The sequence below is a fragment of the Opitutus terrae PB90-1 genome (assembly GCF_000019965.1).
Lineage (GTDB): Bacteria > Verrucomicrobiota > Verrucomicrobiia > Opitutales > Opitutaceae > Opitutus > Opitutus terrae.
In genome coordinates this window covers 1670328-1695368 of record NC_010571.1, presented here as the reverse complement: position 1 = coordinate 1695368, position 25041 = coordinate 1670328, and the positions used below count along the sequence as shown (strand labels likewise).

Here is a 25041-nt window from a genome sequence, read left to right as displayed (position 1 = left end):
ATCGTCGACGGTGCGCCGAGCGCGGGTAGTCCGCACGGCGCACCCACCTTTCGCGCATGAACCTCGGCGTCCGCGCTCACGATTTCGGTCAACTTCCTCCCGACGAACTGGCGGCGACCATCGCCCGCCACGGCTTGTCCTGCGTGCAACTCGCACCGCCCAAGGCGATCGCAGGTTGCGACGGCTCGACCGCGCGGCTCACGCCCGAATTCGCCCGTCGCGTACACACGGCCTTCCAGCGGCACGGCGTGGAGATCTCCGTGCTCGGCTGCTACATCAACTTGGCTGACCGCAACGAATCTCACCGTCGCGCGCAGCTGGAACGGTTCAAAGCCTATCTGCGGCTCGCCCGCGATTTTGGCGGTCCGATCGTCGGCACGGAAACCGGTTCATTGAACTCCGATTTCTCGCGTCATCCCGAGAATGCGGGCGACGAGGCCTTCGACCTCGTGGTGGCCAGCGTGCGCGAACTCGCCGACGAGGCGGAAAAATGCGGCGCGATCGTCGGCATCGAGGCGGTCGAACGCTACGTGATCTCCTCGCCGCCGCGGCTCAAGCGACTGTTGGAAGCCGTCGACTCGCGCAGCGTTCAGGTCATCTACGATCCGGTGAACCTGCTCTGGAGCACGAACCACCAGCGGCAGGATGAGATCATGGACGAGGCGCACCAGCTGCTGGGCGACCGGATCCGGATCGTGCACGCGAAGGATTTCACGGTGGACGCCGGCAAATTTCACGAGCATCCCGCCGGCCGCGGCGCGCTGCACCAGGAGCGCTGGATGCGCTGGTTGAAAGCTCAGCCGCGGGACGTGCCCGTGCTGCTGGAGAACACGCATCCGTCCACGATCGCCCACACCGTCGCGTTTATGCGCGACACCTGGCAGCGCGCCTGATGCGTCTGTGTAGGGCGAGGGTCTCCCACGCCCGCGGCCGCGCGTCAGGACCGTAGGGGCGCAGCTTGCGGCGCCGTTTTCGCATCCGCCGGTCAATGCGCCGCCAGCGGTGTCCGACGAAGTCGCGATCCAGCTCCGCCCGCCGCTTATTTCGCCGCGGTGCCAAGCGCGGGACGCGAGCTGCGCCGCGCCGATTTTTTCGGCGGCGCCTTCACGACCGCTGCACTCGCCGACTCGGTTTTCTGCAGGTGCTGGGTCAGCCGCAGCACCTCGACCCCCGCCAGCAGCACGATGCCGATGCCGTGCGTGTCGTTCAGATTCCAGAGCAGGTCCTTCTTGTAGTAGTCGGACGTGAACGAGAATTCCGAACCGCGGCACACGCCATGGATGTTGCCCTGCCGGTCAATCGAGATCCGGTTCAGCGCCTCCCAGGCGCGGAAGACTGCGCGCACATACGGCTCCGGCTGCTCGAGCCAGCCATACTGCACGCCGCGCGCGAACCCGTACACGAACATCGAGGTGCACGAGGTCTCCGGATACGAATCGTGCTCGTTCAGCACCTGGTGCCACATGCCCGACGCGCCCTGCTGCGCCAGATAACCGGCGGAGAGCTCGCGGAACATCGCCAGCAGCTCTGGCCGCAGCGCGTGATCCGACGGCAGCACCGCGAGGAGCTCGGACAGCGAGAAAATCACCCAGCCGTTGCCGCGGCCCCAAGGGACGCCGGTGGCCATCTTGCGGCTGAAATCGTAGACGTGCGCCATCAGCTTCTGGTCCGGCAGATAGAGCCGCTCCTTGAACCCGAGGAACTGTCGCGCCGCATCGTCGATGTAGCGCGCCTCGCCGGTGAGCTGATAGTAACGACACAGGAACGGCACGCTCATGTACAGGTCGTCGGCCCAGAGCGTGTCCTCATGGAACTCGTGCATCAGGTCCTTCCGGAAGAACGTGCCGTCCGGCAGCCGCACCTGGTGGTTGGTGATGAAATCCGCCACGTAGTCCGAAATCTCCCGCGCGCCGTGCAGCTCGAAATACTTGGCCACCTCCAGCACGCACGAACCGAACGAGCCGCAGTCGTCGAGACTGTCGATGCTCGTGAGCAGATGGTGCACGTTGGTCGCGCCGCCATATTGCTGGCGGTCCCACATCGCGTAGTCGAACAGGTCGCAGCAAAACTGGATGTGATCGACGATGTACCGCTGCGTCTCGCCCGAACCGAGCAGTCGCGAGGCCTGGAGGAGGCCGTACAGCGTCACGCCCAGCGGATAGTTCCAGCGGCCGTAGAGCGGATTGTCGTTATAGGGCCGCACCCAGGTGTCGGGCGCATCGAGCCGCCAATACACGTCGCCCTGCAGGCCCGGCGCGAGCTTGTTGAGATCACGCAGGCTCCGCAGCTCGAACTCCTGGTCCGCCGCCAGCGGACCGAGGTACATCCACGGATTCGCCGGGCCCTGCAGCTGGCACGGGCTCAGGAGATTCACCGGCGCCCGACCGTCCTTGATCGTCAGCTCGTAGCCCCAATCCTGCCCGCGACACGCCGCGCGGACCATCACGTCCCAGATGCCGAACGGCACCCGCACCTTCGCCTCGAACCGGCCGGGCTTGCGCGTCGACAGTACAATCTCGTCCGCGATCGTGACCGTGATCGGCGCGCGGCACTCACCGGTCAGCACATATTCGCCGCGGCCCGGCCGCAGAAACTGTGCGCGCGTCCAGCCCACCGCGCAGCCGCCCGGCACGAGACCGAAGATCCGCCGGCACTGGCCAAGCTTCTTCTCCGCCGCACTCCATCCCTGCTGCGGATGCCACGTCACGCCGGTCGCCGCCTCGCTCGTCTCCGCGCCCGGAATCACCGCGAGCTCCTGGCGCAGCGGCCCGGTGAAGATCCAGCCCTCGTGCCCCGCGCGTTCCGGCGTCGGCATCAGGAAATAATACGGCAGCTTGCCCAGCCACGTGCCGAACACGCCGCCGAAACCGGCGCGCGTTTTCTTGAACCGCAGCACGAGATGATTCCAGCCCGGCTCGAGCGTAAGATTCAACCGGTGCCGGCTCTCTGGATACCGCTCCTCAAAAATCGTCGACTGAAAGACGCACGCCCCGGCCTGGTAGACGTGCGTGGGACAGTGACACGAGACGTCGAACTTGATTTCGCTGCGTCCCTCCGACCAGATCCGGCCCCAGGCGTACGCCAGCGCGCCGTCGGGCGCGTCGGGAAACTCCGCGTTGAAATCCGCCACGTAGCGGTAGTCCTTGCCGCGCATGATGCCGCGCCGCTGGTAAGGCCGGTAGCTCGGGAGATGCGGCGGGTTGTGCCCGCGATAGCGACGCACGATCGTATCGAGCGTCCGCTCCACCTGCAGGCCTGCTTGCGCGGCCATGCTGAGATGATCTTCGAAATAGAAACCCATGGAGGTGGGAATTAGGGGTAGATCGCCGTGCGGGCGTCAGCGCGGACCTCGGATCCGGATCGCCGCCGGCGGCATGGCCGCGGCGCCACGGCGCCCCACCGCAACGGCAGTTTTCCTAAGGACGATCGGAGCGAGGTAAACATGGGGGTACGGCGCGAAAACGGGCCGGGCGAGCATCACGCCGCCGAATCGGATTTGATACAATCGCCCGCGGATTCTGACCGTAGGAATGCGACCGTCATGAGTCGGGGTGATCGCGGGTTACAATCACCCAAGTTGTGCATGGTCAGAGGCTAATGCGCGAACATCGGCTTATTTGTGAGCGCCAAGCTGATCGCCCACCAGCGCCAGGCACTCGATCGCCGCCAGGCCCCACTGCGCGCTGCCGTTGGTGGAGACAAACCGGGCTTCGTGCACCGGTCGCAGCACCTCGGGCCCGCGCACCTCGTGGACCTCGAGTCGCTGGTTGCGCGTGCGGCCCTCGCCACCCTCCCCCCGGAAGAACTCCGACCACGCGCGCTGCGCCAGCGTCGGCTCGCGTTGCTGCACCGCCGCAAACGCGGTGAGCCGCGAGTGCCCCTGCTGCAGGCTGATGCCGCGCAGCGGCTGGCCGAAACGCTGCGCCTGCTCCTCGCCGGGCGCGTTGTAGAGTCTGCAATAATCGAGCCACGCCTGCTTGAACTCCGGCACGTCGAGCAGCTGCACCAGCTCGGCACAAACTTCGACGAGCCCGAACACCGCACTCAGGTGCGAGACGTTTGGTCGCTCGTTGTCGCTTTTCGCGAACGCGCCGGTGGCCAGTTGCAGCCGCGCGCCACCGGTGAAAAATCCCTGCGGCTGCGCCGCGATCGTGCGCATGCTCGCGAGCAGCCGGTCGCGCATCTTCGGATCGCCGGTGCGCTCCCACTCGGTCAGCCACGCGCCCGCGAGCGAGCCCCAGTCCGTGCCGAATCCGGCGTAGACTTCCTTCGCGTTCGGATCCGGCGGCGTCACGCGATCGCGCGCGACCTTGCGGTTGGCCTGGATCATGGCCAGCGCCCGCGCCGCCTCGATCTGCTCGCGCATGAGATCGCCGAACCGCTCGTCACCGGTGAGATAGTAATAGTAGCGTCGGTTCAACGCCGTGCTGATCCGCAGTTGCTTCGCGCTGCAGCCCCAGTGGAGCACGTTGTGCCGCGAGCCCAGCGGCGCGAACCGGCCCTGATGATGCACGTCGACCTCGCCCGTGTGCCGCGTCAACGCCTCGGCGAAACGGAAGATGTCCGCGCGGCCGCTGCGCAGGAAAAGCAGCCAGAGCCAGATGTCGGTGGACAACTCCGAGTTGTCCCACGCGAACCCGCCGACGTCGTATTTCCATTCGTGGCGATCGACGTCGTAGCTGTGCATCACGTCGCCGTAGTTCCAATAGCCGTACCAGCGGCGCTCCTCGCGCTGCTGTTGATAATAGTCGAAATACCAATCGAGCTGGTCCTCGATCGCGGCCCGCTCCGGCGTCGAACGATCCACCGGCGACCACAGTCCGCCGAACACTCCGGCCACATGCAGCGTCGCGGGCGTCGCCATCACGACCGGCGGTGTGCGCACCACGTCGGCGAGCGCGGCGAGCTGGGCGCCGCGCGGCGTCGCCGCCAGCGCGAACAGATACAATTCGCTCGTGCGCGCCACGCCCTCCGGTTTGTCGAAGCCCGGCTCGTAATCCTCGTAGGTGATTTCCATCGCCTCGAGCTGTTTGTCGTAGGTGTCCTCGCCGAGACTGTCGTGATAGCCGCGCAAATCCATCGGCCCGGCCTCCGGGGCCCACACCCAGGCGGTGACTTCGGCGCGCTCACCCGCGGCACCGCGAATGTCGAGTTGCGCCGGATGGCTCTGCCAGAAATTGCGGATGCCGAAAGCCACGCCGCCCGTCGGCGTGCCGACATAACCCATCCCGCCGGCACGCTGACCGCGCGCCGCGCTGATCCAGGTGTAGCCCGGCTTGGTCCGCTTGCGGATCTCGAATCCGTCCGCGTTGGGCTGGAACACCGTCCAGTCGCCGAACGCCGGCACGTAATGCAGCCGGCTGCTCACGTTCTTCGGCCAAGCCTCGAGTGGTGGGGTCGCTTCGCCTGCACGCTGCGCATTCTTCACCGCCGCGCCCGCGTCGCGGCGCAGCCCCGTGAGCCCGCGCACCGCTTCGGTGAACAATCCCGCCTCCTGCCCGGAGAACCGCACGTGCCGGTCGTGCAGTTCCCCACGGAGCGGCACATCGAACCGCAATCCCAGTCCGCGGATGAAATCCTTCCGCTCGTCGCCGTCGTAGATGATCGTGTGCATCACGCGGATCGCGTCGCCGCCCGCGTAGAAATACAGCCGCACCACGAACGGCAGCCAGGCGCGACCGCCTTGCTCCGCCGCGTGCCGGCCCTCGATCTTCACCACCGCCCGCACAGGACCCGACTGCTCAAGCGTCACCGCGCCAATCTCGCCGGCGAAGGGCTCGGGATCCGCCCCCGCTTCCGCCGCGTCCTGTCGCAACAACACCAGCCGGCCGTGCTGCAGGATCTCGCGACCGTCGCGCGTGATCAGCGGAATCAGCTCGCGGCCCGCGCGCGCCACCCGAACCTGGATCACGCCGGTGTCGATCGCGATCGCGTCGGCGGATTCGCTCGCCCGCAGCGGCTGCGGCAGTTCGGCCGGCGTGCCGGCCGCCAGTTCGAAGGACGCGCCCGGGGTGTTCGCCGGCAAAGCGTGGGCGGTCCATTTGAATGATCCGTCCGGCCACGTCGCCAGCGGCCAGCTCTGCACCGGCAGCGCCGCGCCGTCGGCGCGTAGCGCGAAGGTCGTTCCCGCCGGGTGCTGTCCGCGCGGCCAGGCCACGCCCCAGGTGGCTCCGGGTTGCACCTTCGGCGTCGAACCATCGAGCCAGCGCGCTTCGGCAACGCCCGGCTTCACGGACGCTTTCACGGGCACGGCGCCGGCGGGGGCGGCGTTGACTTGCGCGCGCAGGGACGTGGCGAGTTGCGCCGCCACGGCGGCGAGCGCGGTTTTCTGTACAAATTGGCGACGAGTGAGGTGGGACATGGGTAACGGGGAGTCGAAGATCGGAGTTTGGGAGCGCGGCCACCCTCGGCCGCAATTCCTCGGAGCGACCGCGGGCGGTCGCGCTCCCGGGAACTAGTCGAGGTGAAATACCTCGCGCAGGTCCGCGGAGACCGGACTGAAATCGGGATTGCTGGGCATCACGTCGCCCATGTGTTTCCACCAGCGCTGGCATTCCGGCGTGCGGGCGATCGCCGCCCAACGCGCCTCATCCTCGATCTCCACATAACCGAAGAGCTGCCGGGTCTGCGGATGCAGGAAGATCGAGTAGTTATGGACACCGTGCGCTTTGAGCACCTGCGCGAGCTCGGCCCAAATCGGGCGATGGCGCCGCTCGTACTCGGCCTCGCAGCCGGCATTGACGGACATGACGAACGCTTTGCGAATCATCGGGGCGAAGGGGTGAAACGTTGCTTCACGGTGCGAGCCGCGCCGGGAAAGGCGACCGGGCGAGTTCCGGGACAGTTTGAACGGCCGCGGCCAAGGCCCTCGACCGTCGTTGGGGCCGCGCGCGATGGATGCAGTGCGGCGCGGCCCCAAAAAATTCGGACTGGTCGAATTTGCATTGAACTCCCGCCGCGAAGTCGAATGGTGGCGCTGTTCCCCATGGCTGCCCCCACTCTGCGCACGTTGGCCCGCTCCCTCGGGCTCTCGCGGACGACCGTCTCGGACGCGTTGCGCGGTTCGCCGCGCGTCAACCCTGATACCGTCGCGCGCGTGCGTGCCGCCGCGAAGGCGGCCGGTTACGAGCGCAATCCGCTGACCGGCGCCGTCATGTCACTGCTGCGGCGTTCACGCGGGCAGAAGTTTCGCGGCGTGCTCGCGGCCATTGAGATGGTCGAGCCCATCCGCCCCGCGCACGTTATTCGCTACAACGAGAGCCTGCTCTCCGGAATTTCCGAGCGCGCCAACGATCTCGGCTTCAAGGTCGAGCGCTTCGAGATTGGCCCGCAAGGCATGCGGTTGAACCGGCTCGACACGATCCTCCACACGCGCGGGATCCAGGGGCTCATCGTCCTGCCCGCGTCCGGCTTTCCGGATCTCACTGGCTTGAGCTGGGACCGCTACACCGCGGTCTACGCCGACTATTTCATCGACCATCCCGCGCTGCACTGCGTCTGTTCGGATCACTATCGCTCCATGGTGGCGCTGCTGCACGAGCTGCACGCACGCGGCTATCGGCGCCCGGGGTTGTTTATGGACATCCACCTCGACGAGCGGCTGCAGTTCCGCTGGGAAGGCGCGTTTCTCGCGCTGCAGAAATACCTGCCAAAAATCACCGCGGTGCCCGCACTGCGCCGGACCTCCATCACCCGCGCCGATTTCGAGACCTGGTTCAAGAAATACGATCCCGACGTCGTGCTCGGCCATTTCCCCGAGGCGATGAGCTGGATGAAGGAGTGCGGCGCCGACGTGCCGAAGACGCACAGTTTCGTCTGCCTCAATTCACTGCGCGTCACCGAACCGTGCGCGGCGCTCGATTTGCAGACGCATCAACTCGGCGCGCGTTGTGCCGAGCTCGTGATCGGACAGCTTCTCCACAACGAGTTTGGCATCCCCGGCGAGCCTTCGCTGACGACCATTCCCGCCAAGCTGATCGAAGGGCCGACGCTTCGGCCGCCCGTCGCGGCCGAGACGACCGCCGCTGGCGTCGACAACTGACTTTCCGGCAGTAGCGCGGCGCCTCCCGCGCCGCCGTGGTCCTCACGCGAGACGGTAGGCCAAGTCGCTGGGGACGTGGCCCGCCACCTCACCGAGGTGGTCTACAGCGACTGCAACCCCTCCTTCAGCCGCACGTCTGGCATCGCGCGCAGCGCCTCCGCCACGATCGCGGCGTTCAGTTCCGCACCCAGCCGGCTGGTGTGCGTGTGCTCGTCCGCAAACAGCGCGTCGACTTTCTCCGCGCCGAGCTGGTCGTAGCGCTGCGCGACGAGTTCGTTGAGATCGATGAAGGCCACGCCCTCCCGTTCCGCGACCTGCTTGGCCCAGCCGGCATAACTGTCGGCGGAGCGCACGATGCGGCCCTCCTTCCATGTCTTGCGCGGAACGGGCGAACAGATGATCGGCGTGATCCCGCGCTCCTTCGCCTCGCGCACGTAATGCCGCAGATACCAGCCATACGTGTGAACCACCTCGTGTTTTTTCGTCAGCAGATTGTCGATCTTCTCCGTCTCCTCACCCACGCCCTTGATCGTGCCGCGAGCGCGCGAGGTGTCGTTCAACGCCGCGCTGTCGTTGTGCCCGAACTGCATGATCAAAAAATCGCCGCGTTTCATCAGCGTGAGTGCGCGCTCCCAGTGTCCCTGCGTCAAAAAGGTCCGGCTGCTCAAGCCGCCGATCGCGCGGTTCACGACGTTCAGTTTCGCCGGATCGACCAATCCGGCTAGCGGCTCGCCCCAGCCCCACTGGCCCTTGTCGCCGTCGCCGCGGCCGTTGCGCACCGTCGAGTCGCCGATCAGCACGAGCGACGGCAGTTCGGGATTCGCCGGCTCGGGCAGGTTGAGCCAGCCGATCGCGTCCGCTTCGACGGCCTGGCCTTTCGCCGAGAGAAACGGCGCCCAGGGTCCCTGGCGCAGCCCCTTCAATCCCGCGACCACGCTGGCCGCCGTCAGCTCGGCGCCGGCAACGTTCGTGTGCGTGTGATCCGGCCCGAACAACGCCTTCACCTGCGCTTCGCCCAGCTGCTGGTAACGGTCGGCGATGATCCGGGTGACGTCGACAAACGCGACCCCGGCCGATTGCGCGACCTCGCGGCTCCACGCGCGATGCGCGTTGGGCGCGCCGCGCTCAACTTTCCCGTCCTTCCAAATGGCGCGCACCGTGGGCGACAGCACGATCGGCGTCGCGCCCTTCGCCTGCAGGTCCGCGATCATCTTGCGCAGATACCAACCGAACGTGTGCACCACCTCGTGTTTTTTCGTGAGCACGTTGTCGATCTCCTGCGACTCCTCGCCCACACCCGGCAGCGAGCCGCGCGCGCGCAGCGGTCGCGTCGAGCCTGGCGGCTCCTCGTTGATCGCTCCGCCGTCGTTGTGACCAAACTGGATCAGCACGAAATCGCCGGCCTTCACCTCCGCGAGCAACTGGTCCCACAAGCCTTCGGTGATAAACGTCCGGCTGCTACGACCGCCGCGCGCGCGATTCGCCACGTTGAGCTTCGCCGGATCGAAGTAGTCGGCGAACGGCACGCCCCAGCCCTGCACCGGATCGGCATTGTTCTTCGCCGCCGTCGAATCGCCCGCGATGAACACGGTCGGCAACGCCGGATTCAGCGGTGTCGCGACCGCCGCGGGATTTTTCGCGAGATCAGGCGCCGGCGTGGCAGGCGCGGGAGATTGGGTTTGTGCAAACGCCGCCAGGGCGAGCCCGCAGGTGAGCCCGCCGAGAATCTGGGCGAGAAGGGAGAGGAGACGGGAGTTCATTGTTGGAAAGCTCGGCGAGGTGAACGCCACGGATTTGTCGTGCGCAGCGGTATGGTTTGTGGGGCCGGCGCTCGCCGCCGGCCGAGGCTGCCGGCAGGCGGCAGCCCTACAAGAAGCGGTGCGGGCTTCATCATTCACTCTTCAACGTCACCTCGATTGGCGCCAGTCCGGTCGACTCGGCGCGCAGGGTGATCGGCCCGCTCTCGCCCGGTTTCGTACGCAGGATCACCAGCGCGAGTCCATTGTAGGCCGAGCGCTCGCGGGCTTGGAACGGCTCGAAGCTCGTCGCGTCGCCGTTGTCGACGGCGGCGATCGTCGCCGGCCCGGTGATGCTGAACGTGAGCTTGTTCTTCGACCGCGGCACGAGCAGGCCGTCCCGGTCCGCGACGGTGATCGTGACGAACGACAGATCGCGGCCGTCCGCGCGCAGCGCCGCGCGATCGGGCTGCGCGAGCAGCTTCGCCGCCGCGCCCGTCGTGCGCTGCACGGCGTCCGCCCACGGCTTGCCGTTCTTGTAGGTGACCACTTTCAGCTCGCCGGGCTGGTAGACGACGTCGTTCCAGCGGAAGCGATATTCGCCCGGCCCGCGTTTCTGCCGGCCGAGCGATTTGCCGTTGAGGAACAACTCCGCCTCGTCGCCCGAGCTGTAGACAAACACCGGCGTGACCTGCCCGACGCGTTCCGGCCAGTTCCAATGCGGCAGGATGTGCGCCATCGGCAACTCCGGCCGCCAGCGCGCCTGATAGAGGTAAAAACGATCCTTCGGGAAACCGGCGAGATCGATGATCCCGAAATAGCTGCTGCGCGACGGCACGCGAATTTTGCCGAGCGCGTCGAGCTCCTGCTGCATTTTCGCGCGACCGGCCGCGTCGGAGAAGTTCAGCAGATTTGTGACGTCGGCGTTATACGGCGTCGGCTCGCCGAGATAGTCGAACCCGGTCCACACGAATTCGCCGAGCACGAACGGATTCTCGTCCTGCGCCTTCCACTCCGTGTCGGGCGTCGTCGCCCACGGCGGCGTGTAGAGGTCATAGGAGCTCACCTGAAAGTCCGCGCGGCCTTGCGCCTTGTCCTCGCTGACCGGGAAGAAGTACTCGCCGCGCGAGCTGATGGTCGACGCAGTCTCCGCGCCCTGCTGCACGATCTGCGGATGCGTGGCGCGCAGCTTGGCATATTCCGCGGGCTTGTAGTTGTAGCCCACGAGGTCGACGACGCTTTGAAAGCCGTTGTAACCGGAAACAATAGCATTGAACCCGGCTGCGACCGCGCGCGTGCGATCCTCCTCGCGCACGATGCCGGCCAGATGCGCCGCCAGCCGCCAGCCGTCCGGCTCCCACTGCTCGCGAATCTCGTTGCCGATGCTCCACTGGATCACGCAGGGGTGATTGCGATCGCGGCGGATCATCGCGCGCAGATCCTTTTCGTGCCAGTCGTGGAACACCCGGCTGTAGTCGTCGGGCGTCTTGCCCGCCTGCCAGCAATCGAACGCCTCGACCATGACGAGAAAGCCCATGCGGTCGCAGAGCTCGAGCAGCTCGGGGGCGGGCGGATTGTGACTGGTGCGAATCGCGTTGCCGCCCATCGCCTGCAGGATCTCGAGCTGCCGCTCGAGCGCGCGTTCGTTGATCGCGCTGCCGAGCGCGCCGAGATCGTGGTGATTGCACACCCCGCGCAGCGGCACGCGCTCGCCATTCAGCAGAAAGCCGTGGTTCGGCGTGTGCGCGATCGTGCGAATGCCGAACGGCGTCTCGATGCGATCGATCACGCGATCGCCTTCGAGCACCGTCGTCTCGGCGACATAGCGATGGCGCTCGCGCAGGCTCCAGCGCCGGGGCTGCGCCACGCGGAACGTGTGCGCCAGCTTCACGGCTTTGCCCGGCACCGCGCGGAGCGCGCGCGGCTCGCTGCTCGCCACCGGCGCACCGACCGCCCGGCCCTGCGGATCGGCCGCGAAGAGTCTCACGCCCACCCGCACGTCGGCGCGCGCGTCGGTGTCGTTCGCCAGCGTCACCGCCACGTCGACGAGCGCCGACTCCGCGCTCACCTCCGGTGTGGTGACGAACACGCCCCAGGGCGCGACGTGCACGGGCGCGGTCTTCGTCAGCCAGGTATGGCGGTAGAGTCCGCCACCCGGATACCAGCGCGACGACCAGTTCGGGTTGTCCAACCGGATCGCGATCACGTTCGATCCGCCGGGTTTCAGGTGCGGCGTCAGGTCGACGCGCCACGAGGTGTAGCCGTAGGGCCAGCCGCCGACGAAGGCGCCGTTGCACCACACGAGCGCGTAGGACATCGCGCCGTCGAGCTCGAGCGCAATGCGGCGCCCCGCGTCCTCGGCCGGCAGCGTAAAGGTTTTCCGATACCACGCGACGCCGAACCACGGCAGCTTGCCCGTATCGCCGGACAGGTCCTGCTGGAAGGGTGCCTCGATACCCCAGTCGTGCGGCAGGTCGACCGAGCGCCAGCTGCGGTCATCAAAATCGACGTGGGCAAACTTCACCTCGCGCTCCGGATCGCGCGGCCGGCGCGGCGCGCGCACCGGCGGCTGGTTGAGCAGCTCGTCGCCCGTCGGCAGCACCCAGTCCTTGATCCGTTCGTAATCGAGCGAGCCGCCCGCGTAAGGCGTGTCGCCCTTGATGAATTTCCATCCGGCGTCGAACGAAACCCGTTCGCGCGGCGCATCGGACGCCGCGAAAACGGCCGGCCCGAACAGGGCGCAAGCCATGAGGCTAATTGCGAGGAGCGTTTTCATGGGAAGATCAGAATCCAGGATTCACGGGGTGATCGGTTTCAGGTCGGCATTGAGTTCCACGGCTGCCCCGATCGCAATCGTCGGCAACGTTTCGAGCCGGCGGCCCAGTCGGATCTGCGCCGATTCGCCGCGCAAGCTGTGAATCACCGCGCGTTCGAGCGCGCCGTCGCGCCAGCGCAGATCGACGACGAATCCGCCCCGGGCCCGCAGTCCACGCACCTCGCCCCCGCGCCACGTCGGCGGTAGCGCGGGCAACAACTCGATCTCCCACCCGGCTGACTGAGCCGACCGATCCGGTGAGACACCTGTAACACCGGATTGGTCAGCGGAACCCGCGGCGGGCAGTGCCCGGCTTTGCAGGAGCAGTTCGGCGATGCCCGCCGTGCCGCCGAAATTGCCGTCGATCTGAAACGGGGGATGAGCATCAAAAAGATTCGGGTAGGTGCCGCCACCGGTCGTCGTGATCTGATCGGCGCCGACTGCGGGCTTCAGTAGCGACCGCAGCAGATCAGCGGCGCGCGCACCGTCGTGGAGTCGCGCCCAGAGTGTCAGCTTGTGCGCCAGGCACCAACCGGTGCCGCCGTCCCCGCGCGCATCGAGCGTCTTGCGCGCCGCCGCGGCGAGCTCGGGCGTGCCGGCCACCGAGATCTCGTCGCCCGGATAAAGTCCCCAGAGGTGGGAGATGTGCCGATGGTGCGGATCCGCCTCGCCATAGTTTTCCAGCCATTCCATCACGCGCCCATCCGGCGCGATCCGCGTCGGCGGCAACCGCGCGGTCTTTGCGCCGAGCTCGCGCTGCAGCTCCGCGTCGACGTCGAGCACGCGCGCCGCCTCCGCCGTGGCGGTGAAGAGAGACCGCAGGATTTGGTTGTCGAAGGTCGGGCCCAGGCACACGTGCGCCTTCGTGCCATCGGCCAGCACGAATTCATTCTCCGGTGAATTCGCGGGCGCAGTCACGAGCCAGCCATGCGTTGGCTCCTCGATCAGCATATCGAGATAAAATTCGGCCGAGCCTTTCATCATCGGATAAGCACGCTCGAGAAACGCGCGATCGCCGGTAAACAGGTAGTGGTCCCACAAGTGCTGGCACAGCCACGCCGAGCCCGTCGTTGTCGCGCCCCAGCTGGCGCCTTCGCCGGGCGAGGTGAAGCCCCATGGGTTCGCGAGCACGTGCGCCACCCAGCCGCGCGCGCCGTAGTAGGCGCGCGCCGTCCGCGCGCCCGGCTCGGTCAGCGACTGCGTGAACGAGAACAGCGAGTCGTGCAGCTCGGGCAAACCGCAGATCTCCGCCGGCCAGAAATTCATCTGCACGTTGATGTTCAGATGCCAGTCGCCGTTCCACGGTGTCTGCACACCGTCGGCCCAGATCCCCTGCAGGTTGGGCGGAAATCCATCCGGCCGGGTCGACGAGATCAGCAGGTAGCGGCCGAAATCAAAGTAGAGCTGCGCGAGCCCGGGATCGTTCGCGCCGGCCGCCTGGGCTACGAGACGGGCTTGGGTGGTAGGGCGCGGATTCCGTTCCGCGCCGCGATCGTCCGTCGTCATTTGCGGCGGCGAGGGGACTCGCCGCCCTCCCTCCGTTCCGTCCTCGCTCAGCCGCAGCAGCACGCGATCAAACAGCCCGCGATAGTGCGCCAGATGCGCGGCGCGCAGCGCGCCGAAACTTTTCTGCGCGCTCCGATCCATGTCCGCCATGGCCGTCGCCGCGGCGTCCTCCACTTTCCGACCCGCGAAGCTCTTGATGTCCGTCGCCGCCGTGACGAGCACGAGCACCTCGTCGGCAGCGCGGACGCGCAGCACCCCGTCGCCGGATTCCACCGAACCGCCGCGATTCACGATCCGCGCGATGGTGGCAAACCCGACATTCTCGCCGCCGCGGCCGTCGCTCAACCGGCCGCTCATCAGCAGCCGTCCACCCTCCAGCACGCGGGTCGTCGCCCGCTCCGGTCGCTCCAGCGCCAACTCGAAGGAGATCGCGCCGCGCTTGTTCGCCGTTAGCCGGATCACAGCGACTTCGTCGGGAGCGCTCACGAAGGCCTCGCGCTCAAACCGAACGCCGTCGCGCTCGTAGCTGACGCGACTCACCGCGTCCGCGAGGTCGAGTTCGCGCGCGTAGTTCGTCACCTCCGTCCCACTCGCCGAGGACGCGAACGCCAGCCTCAGCTCGCCCAGCACCTGATAGCTGCCGTAGGGCACGTTCGCGCCACGACCGCGGCCCGATCCCGCGCCCGCGCACGTGAAATTTTCCGCCACGACTTTCTCGGCCTCGGCGTTCTGGCCGGCGAGCAACAGCCGCCGGATCTCCGGCAGCGCCGCCGCGGCATTCGGCCGGTCGGCATCCTGCGGCGAACCTGACCACATGCCGGCTTCGTTCAACACGACCCGCTCCTCGTCCACGCCGCCGAAGGGCATCAGCCCCAGCCGGCCATTTCCCAACGGTGTCGCCGCCGTGAAGTGGCGCGCCGGCGCGTCGAAGCGCACGAGGTGCTCGACCTCCGGTTTCGCGTCGCGCAGCCGATCGATCAACGCCCGCGGAACCTCGATCATCGTGCCGTGCCGCGCGCCGGCGGGCAGCGCGATCTGGTCGGTTACATCCTCCCAGGTTTTCAGGTCGCGCGAACGCAGCGCGCCATAGTGCCGCTCGCGGTAAACGTCGAAATACACCAGCACGTCGTCACCGACCCGGATCGCCGTGGGCCCTTCCACCCAGTCGCGCGTAAACGGCGCACCGAACTCGCGCCACGGGCCCTCGATGTCCGTCGCGTGCGCGAGCCGCAGGTGTTTCTTTGGCGGCTTTTGTGTTTCATCCTTCGCGATCATCCACCAGCCGCCGTCCCGCGCCGGCAGCAGCGTCGCGTCGATCACGTTGAACCCCGGTTCCACGAACAGCCGCGTCGGCGTGAACGCCTGCCAGTCCTTCGTCGTCGTGGCGTAGATCCGATGGTTGAGCGCGTCCTCCGACGAACCCGCCGTTTCCGGAAACTTTCCCGGAATCGTCGACGCCCAGAAAATGATGAACTGCTCCCGCTGCGCGTCCCACGCCACCTCCGGTGCCCAGGAGTTCCGCACGGTCGGTTCGTGCGCCATCACCGGAATCGCCTTCTGCTCCGACCAGGTCAGGAAGTCGCGCGTCGACGCGTAGCCGATGGCGTTGTCCCACCAGCCCGAGGTCCACACGAGATGGTAGGTTCCGCCGGGTCCACGCGTGACACAGGGATCGCGCATCAGCCGATCCTTGCCGACGGACGGAAACAGGACGCTCCGGCCGCGATCGAGTGCGGTCCAGCGATAGCCGTCCTCGCTCCACGCGAGGTGGAGCCCGTCCTCGCCGTTGCCGGTGAAATAGGTGAAGAGAAACGCCGTGTCCGCGGCGCGGAGTGCCGACGCGAGCAGCAGGACCAGCACGAAGGCGAGCAGTCGGCGAAGGTGCAAGAGCTGCATAGGTGAGGAGGTTTGACCGCGACAACCGGCTAGCGCTCGACTGTTTCCTGGGAGCGCGGGCGTCTCGCCCGCAATTCGAGAACGCGGGCGAGACGCCCGCGCTCCCACCCCGTCATCCACTCGCCGCCCAGCGCAACAACCCGATGAACAGACCGACGATCGCGAACGAAATCACGCAGCAGATCAGGAAGCCCACGGTGTCGACCTTGTCCCATTTCGTGAATTCCCAGTTGGAACGCGGGAACAACTTCGTGTGGTCGAACCGCGACGGATTGCGCCGGGTTTCCTCCATCGTCGCCACTTCCAGCTCGGGCGTGTCCCCCACCGGCGTCTTCATCTTGCCGTAGAAGAACGCGACGCGCTGCGGATCGGTGCGGGGCGTGACCAAGCTCACCAGAATCAGCACGGCGAACGGGAACAGCGCGTCGAAGAAGAACTGCGCCGTCAGCCGCTGCGTCGGCGACATGTGCACCACGTCGAGCCCCGCCTTGCCGAGGATCCAGCATTCGAGGTTGAAGCGGTTCAATCCCCCCGACGCGATCAACGGGCTGGCAGGGTTGTCCGCCTCGGCTCGCACGACGCGGCCGAAATACACCGGCGCCGGCCGGCCGTTGGGCGCCGCACTCATCTGGGTGAGGTTTTGGTTGTCTCCCACCCCCGGCAGATGTGAGGCCGTCCACGGAATCACGAGGATCGTGAGCGTCGACAGGACCACGCACGCCCAGACCGCCTGCACGGAGGTGCGCCGCCAGAAATACGTCAGCAGCACGGCGGCGCCGAACGGCAGGTTGACCGTGAGCACGAGATTCACGATCGAGAGGAAGTCGCCCATCAGCCACGCGGAGATGGCGCCGAGCGCGAGCACCGCGACGATCGTGCAGCGCGCGTAGAACACGCCCTGCTTTTGGGAGATGCCCGGCCAGATCTGCCGGTAAACGTTGCGGACGAACAGCGACGAGATCGCGAGCGCCTTGGCGGCGAGCGTCGACATCGTGCCCGCGAGCACGCCGGCGAGCATCAAACCGATCAGCCCGGGACCGAGCAGCCGGTTGGACATCGCGCCCCAGGTCGCGTCGGGATCGGAGAGCCCGCCCACGCCGAACATCGCCACCGCGATCAAGCCGGCGAACGACCACATGATGATCATGAGCCGTTTCAGGTACGTGCCGGAGACGCCGGAGCGCGCCGCGAACTCGTTCTTCGCCGAGCCGCAGATGCCCATGTTGTGACTGAGCCCGCTATTCTGCACGATGCTCACCAGCAGGATGCCGATCAGACTGAGCACGGAGAACTGTTCCGCCGCGCCCGAGCCGAACAGATCGAACATGTGCGGTGGCACCTTGAGGTGCAGCTGCGACCAGCCGCCGATCGCGTACAGTCCGGTCGGTATGAGCAACAGCGAGAAGACGATGATCAACACGCTCTGCAGGCCCTCGTTCACCGCCGCGGCAGCCATGCCGCCCAGCACGATGTAGGTGCCGACCACGATCGAGAAGACCGTGTAGAACAGCACGTCGTTGAGCACGGTGATGTAGCTGTGCAGTTCGCCGCGCGCGTTGCGGTCGCGCAGGTTCGCCAGCTCGACCTGCTGCGCCGTCGTGAGCTCCGTCTGCGCGGCGGTGCGCTCGAGCTGCTTCAGCTGGTTGTAACCCTCGACCGACACGCGGTCCTCGACGGTCCACTCCACCTGCTGCTTCACGACGAGCGACGAGGCGATCTTGTAGGCGGTGACGTTGCCAAAGCCAATGAACACGCACGCGACCAGAATCTGGAAAATCGCGTAGAAGAGGCTGAGCCCGCGGCTGGCGTAGCGATCCTCGAACAAGTCGGAGAGCGTCGTGAGCCGCACGCGGCGATACCACACGTTCATGAACCAGAAGTACGGGTTCATGAAAACCGTCTGGAACGAGAGCCAGGAACCCGGCGCGCCCTGCTGGTAGACGAAGCTCGCGGTGCTCACCGCGCCCTGCGGCTCGGTCGCGTTGCCGAAGTTGAGGAAGAACTGGTAGAGCTTGCCGAGCTTGCGGCCGGCGAGGAAGAACCCCTCCTCGCTGTTGGTGCCGGCGGACGCGCGGCGGCCGATCCAGATCACGGCCAGCAGATACGCGAGAACCACCAAGAGGTCGAAAAGATGAAGGCTGCCGAAGCGCATGGAAATGGGGATTGAATCGAGGCTGCTCGGGTGACCGGGGGAAGTCATGCCGCGCGCGGCCCGGACCGGCAAGCATGCCGGCCGCAAACCTCGATTCAACCACCCTCGCGGCCAAGCACCTTCGGACAGTTCGGGATGGCGCCGGTTACTCGGGTCGTCCGCAGCCGGCTCGCGGAACGACAGTCGATTGAAACCTCCGCGGGCGCCCGCGTCCGCTGCCGTGCGGGACTGGGGAGCAGCCGCGCAGGTCCGGCGGCCTGGGGGTGCGGCTTCGCGAGGCATGAGCGTTTTGTGACATTTTCGGAGCGGCCTGCTCCCTTTACAGGCCGACGGACGGACGCGTTACGTGGTTGGGTCGGCTTCCGTGCTGACCCAATACCCAACACCCCAATACGCCATGAACCGAACGAACCACCGTATCGCGTTAGCGTGCGCCGGGCTGGCTGCTTTGCTGCCGTGCCTGGTCCGCGCCCAAGCCAATCCGCCGACGGCGGCGCCCGCTGTCGCCGACGAAGTCGTCGAACTCCCGCAGTTCGTGATCAGTGAAAAGCGCGCCAACCCGTATCTCTCCGGGCAGGCGCTCTCGACCTCCCGCGTGGCCATGCTCGTGCAGGACATCCCACAGACCGTCTCCGTCGTGACCGCGGAATTCATGAAGGACTCGATGAGCTTCCGCATGCTCGACGCCGCGAAGTATGTGACGCCGGTGGTCGAGTCGACACTCCCCTGGGGCGGCGATCGCTACACCATTCGCGGTTTTCAGGTCTCGCAGGAGTTCATCGACGGCAGCGTGATCTCCGGCGGGTCGGGCTACAGCATGTCGATTCCGCAGTTCAACCTCGACCGCATCGAAGTCATCAAGGGCCCGAACGCGATCCTGGTGCCCGGCGGCAGCCCCGGCGGCGTGATGAACCCGATCACGAAGGAGCCGATGTCCAAGGACGCTGCTTCCGTCACCCTCAATCTCGCGCAATACAACGGCAACGACTTCGGCGTCGATGTGAACCGCGTGTTGAACGAACAGAACAAGATGGCGTTCCGGCTGGTGTTCGGGATCTGGCGCAACGACCAATTGTACATCAAGAACCACTTCCGGAACGGCTACGAAATCTCGCCGTCGTTCTCCGTCGAACTCTCGCCGGTCATGAAGCTGGTCGTGAAAGCCGACTTCCTCCAGAACCGCGAAACCAATCTCGCCGGCCTGCCGATCGATCCCAGCGTGGGTAGCAACCAGACCGCCGTGATCGCGCGCGGGCTGCCGCGCGACTGGTCGTTCGGGAACTCCGATGACAACCGCCATCGCTCGACCGAGCGGCTAAGCGCGGAGCTGCGTACGACGATGGGCAGCCACGTGACCTCCCGTCTGTACGTCATGGCCGACCATGTGCGCCGCATCGACCCAGGAGGCACCGGTTCGGCGTTGTCCACCGGTACCGCCGCCGGCCGGACGGGCGGCGGCAGCCGCAACCCCACGACGGGCATGTACGAACCCGGCGTAAACTGGAGCACCGTCGCCAACGGCGACGGTACCGTCTCCGCCGTGAGCACCGCCGTGCCGATCACCGATCCTTCGACGTGGATCTACACGCGCAACAACGGCAAGGTGGATCTCGAGTACGAGGAGGCCCACCTCAAGAACGACTACGCCGCGCAATTCGACGGCGCCTGGTTCAAGTCCACGACGCTCGGCGGCTTGGCCGCCGATTTCTCCAAGGTACGGTTCCTGAGCTGGGGTGCGGCGCCACGGGGCGATGTCGCCAACAACAACCTGAACGCGATCACTTATCCGCCGTATGTCTTCCCGCAGATCCGGCCGGCCGATTTCAGCCTGCCAAATCCCACCAGCGTGCAGAGCGGCGGCGATCTGACGTCGCGCCAATACACGCTGCAGGCCTTCCTGTTCGAAACCTTCAAGGCATGGAACGACCGCATTCAGGTTTCCGCCGGCGTGTCGCGGTTTTATGGGAATTTGTCGCGCACCGACAACACATTGACGGCGCTGAACGCGACGATCCTCAACACCGCGCCCACCTACGCGATCACCACCAACGCGAAGACGCTCGGTCTCGTCATCAAGCCGATCAAGCAGATCTCGCTCTTCGCCAGCCGCAACACCACCGGCGGGGCCATGCCGGGCGAACTCTCCGCCGGCACCTATCTCGAGAAGACGACCACGTTCGGACCGGATGCCTACCACGCCACGCCGGTGACGGTGCAGCAGTTCCGCCCGACGTCCGGCAGCCAGGACGAGTTTGGCGTCAAAACCTCGGCACTCGCGGGTCGGCTCACCGCATCGTTCGCGCATTTCAAGATCTCCCAGCAGAACTACGGGGTGCCGAACAGCGAGTACTACACGCTGGTCGCCCAAGGCCGCCAGGCCGAGGCCAACCTGCTCCAGAACCCGATCTATCTCGACCTCGCCTCCAAGGGCTGGGAGTTCGAAGCCACCTACTCGCCGGTCAAGAATCTCACGATCCTGGGCAACTACACCTCGTTCAAGGAGCGCCAGCCGATCACCGACGTGCGGGTGCGCGGCGTCCCGGACAAAGCCGGCGCCCTCTATCTCGACTACCAGTTCACCAGCGGCCCGCTCACTGGCTTCGGGATCAACGTCGGCGTCGAGTACAAGGGCGATGTCGCCGGCGAAAACGTGAACGCCTATACCACCACCATGCCAATCCGCGGCATCGGGCTCGTGCCGCAACAGCCTTCGTTCCTGGTGGCCGGGCGCACGCTCGTGAACATCGGGTTCAGCTACAAACGCCCGAATTGGAGCGTCCGGTTCATGGTCGCGAACGCGTTCGACAAGGATTACATCCTAGCCGCGGGCAGCCGCACGTCCGCGGTCGTCGGCGATCCGCGCAACATCAAGGGGTCGTTCACCTACACGTTCTAGAACCGGTCGCAAAAACCGCACCGTTTGGGTCGTAGGGCTGCCGCTCGCCGGCAGCCGCAAACCCCCATCCAGCGCAAACGCGTTCTCGGCCGGCGGCGAGCGCCGGCCCTACGAGGGCGCTGGGCCGCCCAGAAAATTCTCGGATTACCTTCAGCGCGGCGCAGGCGCCCGTCGATCTGCGCCAGAACCCTCCCGGGCCGGCACACCGTGTGCCGGCCCGTTCTTTGTGCCGACGGAACCGCGTCAGTCGGACTGTTCAATTGCACGCCCCTTGCGCGCCGGGGGCGTCGGGCTACGGGTGTGGGCCCGAACCGCTGACGCTCATGCTGCGCTACTTCGCCCAGGGTCCGATTCGTTGGAAGAGCAGCATGCACTGCAACACCCGCACGAATTGGGAATTTTACGCAGTCGTTGCCGGCCGCTGCGGCTTGCGGTTTTCTGACTGGGAGCGCGCGACGTTTCACGAGCGCAGGCTCTGGGTTTTCGCCCCGGAGTGTTCCCATGCCTGGGCCAACTACCACGACGAAAGCTACACGCGGCTCGCGCTCCATTTCAGCAGTGTGCCTTATCCGCTTGACGAAATCGCCCGCCAGAACGGCGGCTGGCTCGCCAAGGATCTCCCCGATGTGGAGATCAAGCGCGTGGCGGCGATCGCAAACGATCTCGAGCCGGCGTTCCGCCAGCCCAACACGCTCAGCCAGCTGGTGTTTCAACGGCGGCTGATCGACCTCGCGCTGCTGCTGCTCAAAGATTCCCCGATGGCCACGCCAACGCTGGCGCTCACCGATCTCGCTCACTTTAAGACCGAGCGCGCCGTCGCCTGGTATCTCGAGCACCTGATGCATAATCCGACCGTGAAACAGGTCGCGGATGCGATTCACGTTTCCCCTAGCCACCTGCGCCGGCTGTTCTGGCAATCGCGCCGCTCGGGTCCGAAATCGGTGTTCTGCCGGCTGCGGCTGGACAAGGCGAAGGAACTCATGGGCCGCACGAGCCTCACGCTCGAGGATGTAGCGCGACACTGCGGCTACGCCAGCGCCAGTCATCTCTGTCGCGATTGCCGCCACGTACATCACTTCTCGCCCACGACATGGCGGAAAAAACTCGTTGACCGGTTCATCCGGCCGCTGCCACCGGGGGTCACACCAGTGCGCGAATACAGTGTCCGACCGGAGGAACGCACGATGCCGGCCTGAGCCGTGCGAACGCGTGTCGCGTGCAGGACAGGTTCCGTCTCTATTCGCAGGGGCGCAGTCTTGCTACGCCCTGGATCGAGTCCAGTGCGTCCGCCCAGGTCGCGGACGCACCTTCCAGCGCGGCAAGCTGGGCGCAACCACATCGCTGGGATATTTCACCTACTCGCGCCCGGCCTCCTGGATCCTGCTGTAGGCGCGGCTTTATGCCGCGATCCGCGCCCGCGCGACATTCCATCGCGGCGTAAAGCGCTCCCACGGCGTCAGAGAACCGCGCGAGAGATGTCCGGGTCTAGGGCCCGTGCCCGCCGCTGCGCAGCAGTTCCCGCGCGAGGGCGAGGTTCCGCTCGACGGCGGCATCGTTCGGTCGCGCCCGCAACACTTCCTCGTACGTCGCGACGGCTTCGCGCAGCTGACCGGTCACGAGCTGGCAGTTGCCGAGATTGTTGCGCGCCGGCACATGGGCGGGATCGATTGCCAGCACCGCCTGGAACTCTTCCATCGCTGCGCGAAAATTGCGCCGCTGCGCGAGCAGGTTGCCCAAGCCATAGTGCGCCGCCGCGGTTCGCGGTGCGAGGTGGAGCGCGGAACGATAGGCGCGCTCCGCCGGCTCCGCCTCGCCGCGCCGCGCGAGCACGTTCCCCAGGGCCAGCCACGGCTCGGCCCAGTCCGGCTTCAGCTCGGTGGCCTGACGCAACGCGCTTTCGGCCTCAGCGATCCGACCCAACTGCTCGAGCGCGAGCCCGTAGTGGTAATGTGGTTCCGCCAGCGCGGGGGCCGCGGCGGTTGCCGCGGCGAGCAGCGCGGCCGCGCGCTCGGTCTCACCGCGTGCCAGCAGTAGCGCAGCGAGATTGGTGCCCGCATCGACGGCCCCCGGCTCAGCGCGGAGCACCGCCTCGTATTCCGTCGCGGCCTCGTCGGTGCGACCGAGCCGCGCCAGCGCGCGGCCGAGATTCACCCGCGCCGCGGCATAGCTCGGATCAGCCGCCAACGCGGCGCGGAAATGCGCGCTCGCCGCCTCCGGTTCGCCGCGATCGAGCAACGCCAATGCGAGCTGGGTATGCGCAAAAACATGGTTCGGCTGCAGCGCGATCGCGCGACGAAACTCGGCCATCGCTTCGTCGCTCCGCCCGGCGGCGGCGAGCGCCAGTCCGAAGTTGTGATGAGCGCGGGGATTGTCCGGCCGTTTCGCCACCGTGTCCTGCCAGAGCGCGAGCTCCGAGCGATAGAGCTGGTTGCGCCCATGGGCCGCCACTCCCAGCGCCAGGACCGCCGCTCCCAGAGCGGCACTCGTGACCCAAGCGCCAGTCCGCGACGAGGCCAGCCGCTGCATCGCGCGCCAGCATCCGAACGCGACCGCCGCGATCACCACCGCCGACGCCAAATACATCCGATGCTCGGCCACAGTCTGCGTGGCGATCGGCACGAGACTCGAGCTCGGCGCCAAGAGAAGGAAAAAGCTCGCGATCAGAAAACCACCCGCCTGGTTGCGCGCGAGCAGCCAGAACCCCACGCCCGCGAGCCCGAGCAGGAGCAGCGCTTGCGGCCACACCGCCGCCAGCGGCGCGAGCGCCACGCCGTAGTCGAATACCTGCCCCGTCGGCCAAAACACCAATTGCAAGTAGTGCCCGACCGCCCCGGCCTGCGTCACCAGATATTCCCATGAGGTGATGCTCGCACCGAATCCCGCCGAACCGCCACGGCCGCGATTTGCCACCACCAACGCGCCGAGCACGAGCCAAGTGGCAGCAAGCGCGAGGTAATACCGCCGGCGCGCGCGCCACGCCGCAGCAAAGCCGCCGGTCACGAATGCGCGATCCGCGAGCAGCACCACGAGCGGCGCCGTGACGATCGTCTCTTTCGTGCCCACGCCGAGCAGACAGGCTGCAACCGAGAACGTGAACCATCGTGCACCCGTTGCCGGGGCACGGGCATCGCGCCTGTGAACCTGAACCACGGCACCACCGCCGGAGCCAGCCGCTTCCGCGCCGCGGATGAACCCATACAGCACCAGCAAATAAAACAGCCCCGCCAGCGACTCGGCGCGTTGTGCGACATAGCTTACCGCGCTCGTTTGCAGCGGATGTACCGCCCACAGCGCCGCCACGAAAAACGCGATCCCACTCTCCCGCCAATGTTCGTAGTACGAACATTCGCCGGCCAGCGTCGTCGCGGAGACAGGAGCGACCGCGCTCTTCGCGGCGCGGCCGCGGGCCAAGGCGAGGCCTCGCCGCACCACGCCAAACAGCACGAGCGCGGCGAGCGCGTGGATCAGGACGTTGACGACATGATAACCACGCACGTCGAGTCCGCCCCAGGCTTGGTTGAGCGCAAACGTGAAGTTGAGCACCGGCCGGCCGCTCACCGTCTCGCCGCCGGTGGCCGGCGGCTTCGCCCACGCGAACGACCAGAAATCGCGGAGCGTCGCATTGCCCACGATCGACTCCGCGTCGTCCAAGTGAAACGGCGCGGACAACGTCGGCGCATAGACGAACGCCACCAGCGCCAGCAGCGCCGCGCCGAACCCCAGCCAGCGACGCGCGCCCCCGCGCCGGGCGGGCAGCGGCGGAGCAGAGGAGCGGGCGTCAGGCATACGCGCAGAGGCTTGGACGCAAGCGCTGACGTCGCAATCTCCGAGACTCAAGACTGGCGTCGGGAGCGCATCGCTGCTTCTGCAAACCTACGGGCGGTAGGCCCGCGCCCCGCGGCAGAAAAAGGGGGCATGAGCGAACGGTCGAAGTTAACGACCCGTGTCGTCGCATCCGCGGTAGGGCGAACCGTCCCCGGTCAGCCGCGGCTCCGCCTT

At 66.7% G+C, this 25041-nt stretch carries 12 protein-coding genes; 4 read left to right on the top strand and 8 right to left on the bottom strand.

All coding sequences use genetic code 11. The features are described from left to right. Window positions 1-56 precede the first annotated feature (56 nt). Window positions 57-893 (top strand): sugar phosphate isomerase/epimerase family protein, encoded by an 837-nt coding sequence (locus OTER_RS06885; RefSeq protein WP_012374184.1) that lies wholly within the window; start codon window positions 57-59, stop codon window positions 891-893. 146 nt (window positions 894-1039) lie between these two features. Here OTER_RS06885 and OTER_RS06880 read toward each other — a convergent pair whose 3' ends face one another. The 3 genes from OTER_RS06880 to rhaM form a co-directional block, all read right to left on the bottom strand. Then, window positions 1040-3301, bottom strand: a complete 2262-nt coding sequence (locus OTER_RS06880) for a glycoside hydrolase family 88/105 protein (RefSeq protein ID WP_012374183.1) — start codon at window positions 3299-3301, stop codon at window positions 1040-1042. Between the two features lie 312 nt (window positions 3302-3613). Then, the gene (locus OTER_RS06875) at window positions 3614-6361 is read right to left on the bottom strand and encodes an exo-rhamnogalacturonan lyase family protein (protein WP_012374182.1); all 2748 of its coding nucleotides are present in this window, start codon (window positions 6359-6361) and stop codon (window positions 3614-3616) included. A gap of 93 nt (window positions 6362-6454) precedes the next feature. Further along, the gene (gene rhaM / locus OTER_RS06870) at window positions 6455-6769 is read right to left on the bottom strand and encodes an L-rhamnose mutarotase (RefSeq protein ID WP_012374181.1); all 315 of its coding nucleotides are present in this window, start codon (window positions 6767-6769) and stop codon (window positions 6455-6457) included. 216 nt (window positions 6770-6985) lie between these two features. Between rhaM and OTER_RS06865 the strand changes: the two genes are divergently transcribed. After that, window positions 6986-8041: a LacI family DNA-binding transcriptional regulator gene (locus OTER_RS06865; RefSeq protein WP_158305378.1), complete on the top strand. Its 1056-nt coding sequence runs from the start codon at window positions 6986-6988 to the stop codon at window positions 8039-8041. Window positions 8042-8142: 101 nt separating this feature from the next. Here the strand turns inward: OTER_RS06865 and OTER_RS06860 are convergent, their stop codons facing one another. The 4 genes from OTER_RS06860 to OTER_RS06845 all read right to left on the bottom strand — a co-directional run bounded on the left by OTER_RS06860 (window position 8143) and on the right by OTER_RS06845 (window position 18146). Beyond that, window positions 8143-9801, bottom strand: coding sequence for a rhamnogalacturonan acetylesterase (locus tag OTER_RS06860; protein WP_012374179.1), 1659 nt, complete (start codon window positions 9799-9801; stop codon window positions 8143-8145). A 130-nt stretch (window positions 9802-9931) separates the two neighbouring features. Further along, entirely contained in the window at window positions 9932-12553 is a 2622-nt protein-coding gene (gene galB / locus OTER_RS06855) for a beta-galactosidase GalB (RefSeq protein WP_012374178.1), read from the bottom strand. 21 nt (window positions 12554-12574) lie between these two features. After that, a complete protein-coding gene (locus tag OTER_RS06850; protein WP_012374177.1) occupies window positions 12575-15994 on the bottom strand; it encodes a glycosyl hydrolase family 95 catalytic domain-containing protein in 3420 nt (1139 codons plus the stop codon). A 112-nt stretch (window positions 15995-16106) separates the two neighbouring features. Further along, window positions 16107-18146 carry a sodium:solute symporter family protein gene (locus tag OTER_RS06845; RefSeq protein ID WP_012374176.1) on the bottom strand — a complete coding sequence of 680 codons (2040 nt, stop codon included), beginning with the start codon at window positions 18144-18146 and terminating at the stop codon, window positions 16107-16109. A gap of 397 nt (window positions 18147-18543) precedes the next feature. Between OTER_RS06845 and OTER_RS06840 the strand changes: the two genes are divergently transcribed. Both OTER_RS06840 and OTER_RS06835 read left to right on the top strand, forming a co-directional pair. Further along, the gene (locus OTER_RS06840; protein WP_012374175.1) at window positions 18544-21042 is read left to right on the top strand and encodes a TonB-dependent siderophore receptor; all 2499 of its coding nucleotides are present in this window, start codon (window positions 18544-18546) and stop codon (window positions 21040-21042) included. A gap of 323 nt (window positions 21043-21365) precedes the next feature. Next, window positions 21366-22238 carry a helix-turn-helix transcriptional regulator gene (locus tag OTER_RS06835; RefSeq protein WP_012374174.1) on the top strand — a complete coding sequence of 291 codons (873 nt, stop codon included), beginning with the start codon at window positions 21366-21368 and terminating at the stop codon, window positions 22236-22238. Window positions 22239-22527: 289 nt separating this feature from the next. On the opposite strand, the gene OTER_RS06830 is transcribed toward OTER_RS06835, so the two are convergent. Then, on the bottom strand, window positions 22528-24828 hold the full coding sequence (locus OTER_RS06830) for a tetratricopeptide repeat protein (protein WP_012374173.1): 2301 nt from the start codon (window positions 24826-24828) through the stop codon (window positions 22528-22530). Window positions 24829-25041: the final 213 nt, after the last annotated feature.

Bases quoted from the DNA above. Each gene is read 5' to 3' on its own strand.
- OTER_RS06885 (WP_012374184.1), top strand. From the start codon at position 57: ATGAACCTCGGCGTCCGCGCTCACGATTTCGGTCAACTTCCTCCCGAC.
- OTER_RS06880 (WP_012374183.1), bottom strand. From the start codon at position 3,301: ATGGGTTTCTATTTCGAAGATCATCTCAGCATGGCCGCGCAAGCAGGC.
- OTER_RS06875 (WP_012374182.1), bottom strand. From the start codon at position 6,361: ATGTCCCACCTCACTCGTCGCCAATTTGTACAGAAAACCGCGCTCGCC.
- rhaM (WP_012374181.1), bottom strand. From the start codon at position 6,769: ATGATTCGCAAAGCGTTCGTCATGTCCGTCAATGCCGGCTGCGAGGCC.
- OTER_RS06865 (WP_158305378.1), top strand. From the start codon at position 6,986: ATGGCTGCCCCCACTCTGCGCACGTTGGCCCGCTCCCTCGGGCTCTCG.
- OTER_RS06860 (WP_012374179.1), bottom strand. From the start codon at position 9,801: ATGAACTCCCGTCTCCTCTCCCTTCTCGCCCAGATTCTCGGCGGGCTC.
- galB (WP_012374178.1), bottom strand. From the start codon at position 12,553: ATGAAAACGCTCCTCGCAATTAGCCTCATGGCTTGCGCCCTGTTCGGG.
- OTER_RS06850 (WP_012374177.1), bottom strand. From the start codon at position 15,994: ATGCAGCTCTTGCACCTTCGCCGACTGCTCGCCTTCGTGCTGGTCCTG.
- OTER_RS06845 (WP_012374176.1), bottom strand. From the start codon at position 18,146: ATGCGCTTCGGCAGCCTTCATCTTTTCGACCTCTTGGTGGTTCTCGCG.
- OTER_RS06840 (WP_012374175.1), top strand. From the start codon at position 18,544: ATGAACCGAACGAACCACCGTATCGCGTTAGCGTGCGCCGGGCTGGCT.
- OTER_RS06835 (WP_012374174.1), top strand. From the start codon at position 21,366: ATGCTGCGCTACTTCGCCCAGGGTCCGATTCGTTGGAAGAGCAGCATG.
- OTER_RS06830 (WP_012374173.1), bottom strand. From the start codon at position 24,828: ATGCCTGACGCCCGCTCCTCTGCTCCGCCGCTGCCCGCCCGGCGCGGG.